The 2,051-nt window shown below is 57.4% G+C and carries 1 protein-coding gene; it reads left to right on the forward strand.

The features are described from left to right. The coding region (locus LB565_RS29720) for a beta strand repeat-containing protein (protein WP_411970701.1) at positions 1 to 2,051 on the forward strand (2,051 nt) is incomplete at both ends.

Raw genomic sequence — 2,051 nt, forward strand, 5'->3', positions numbered from 1 at the left:
ATCCACCTGGTCTCTGACAACACAAGCGCAACGCTGGCCGCCAGCAACAGCGTCATCACCATCGGCGCGGGTCCTTCCCCCACCGGCACCGGTTCCAATGACACTGTTGGTTTATCCGGCTCTGGCGACGCGGTGAACGTCGCCGGGAACGACGACACGCTGAGCCTTTCGGGCAACGGCAACACGGTGAATGTCTCCGGAAACAACGACACGGTGTCGATGACAGGCAGCGGTGATGTGCTGCACTTCACGACCTACAATGCGAGCCTGGCCGTGACGGCTAGCAACGCCTCCATCTGTGCCGACGGCTACATTGGCGCCGGGCAGACAATGAGCGTCAACGGCGATGGCAACTCAACCACCATCTCTGGTTGGGGTGATATTGTCACCGTGGCAGGCAGCAACAATTCGGTGCTGGTTGGCGGCAACTCCGAGACCGTAACCGTCACAGGAGACCACAATCACATCTCCACAGACACCAACGTCGGATCCGTATCGCTCAACGGCAATTACGACAGCATCTATCTAGACAACTATTCCCACTACAACACCGCGACTTTGACCGGCGACAACGGCAGCCTCACGGTAGACGGCACGTCCAACACGGCAAACGTTACAGGCAACAACGATGTCGTGAACCTGCAGGCTGACGGCGATGTCGCAAACCTCACTGGCAACCATGACACAGTGAACGTTTCGGGCACCAACGCGAGCCTGTCGATCGCGGGCACGGCCAATGCCGTAAATCTGACGGCCGCCGGCACCACATTCCATCTCACCGCTGATAATACCTTTGTGCAGACCTACTACCCAGGCGGCGGTGATGCGGTGAGCGTTCAAGGAAGCGGCAACACGCTCGCGCTTCACAACAACAACGACACGTTCTCGGTTATAGGGAACGGAACGTCTGTTGATTTTGGTGACAGCCATGGCACCACTGTTTCCATAACAGGCGACAACAGTTCTATTGGATTTGGCTTTTACTCTACCTATGACACCGTCAATATTACCGGTAACAACACGGTCGTGAATATCGACTGCCAAAGCAGCGACACTGTAAACATCACGGGATCCAACAGTTCAGTCACGCTCGCATATGGCGGCGGCCACGTCGTGGCGTTCGGGGCCGGTTCGGATAACAACAGCGTCACTCTAGGAGCAGGCGCCGGGACGGTGAGCTTTACGGGTGGCACCAACACCGTGTTCGCGACACCGTCCACCTTAAGCGGTGGCGATAGTCTGACCGGCGGCAGCGGCACTGACACGCTGGTGCTCTCAGGCTCGGGGGCATTCGACCTCAACACCCTTGCGGCCTTCACTGGTTTCGAGAACATCAACCTCACCGGGACAGGCGAAAGCCTGACCCTCAGAAGCGGTCAGAACCTGGCCGTGAACGGGGGCACCGGCAACAGTGTCACGCTAGCGGCAGGTGATGATGGAGTTGCGGTCTCGGTGTCCGGCAACGGTGACGCCGTCAATGTCCGCGGCTCCAATGACACGGTGTCGGTCATTGGCAACAACAATGCCATTCTTACAGAGACATATCCCGGCGGTGCCGACATAGTGAACGTCACCGGCAACGGCAACAGCCTTTCACTGCATAACAATTTCGATAACATCACGGTTGCAGGGAATAGCTCGTCAGTCGACTTTGGCGATAGTCACTTCACAACCGTTTCGATAACCGGCGACAACAGCTCGATTGGATTTGGCTTCTACTCGATTTACGACACCTTGAATCTCACCGGTAACAACACCTCGGTGGACGTGGAATGCCAGGGCAGCGACACGGTCAACATCACGGGATCCAATAGTTCAGTCACGCTCGGATACGGGGTTAGCCACGTGGTGTCGTTCGGAGCGGGCTCGAACAACAGCGTAACCCTTGGGGCAGGCACAGGCACGGTCAGCTTTACCAATGGAACCAACACGGTATTTGCTACGCCGTCGACCTTGAACAGCGCCGATAGTCTGACCGGCGGCAGTGGCACTGACACGCTCAGCATCTCCGGGTCGGGATCGTTTGATCTCAACACCCTTGCGGCCTTCAC

This window comes from Mesorhizobium sp. CA14 (genome assembly GCF_020165195.1).
GTDB lineage: Bacteria > Pseudomonadota > Alphaproteobacteria > Rhizobiales > Rhizobiaceae > Mesorhizobium.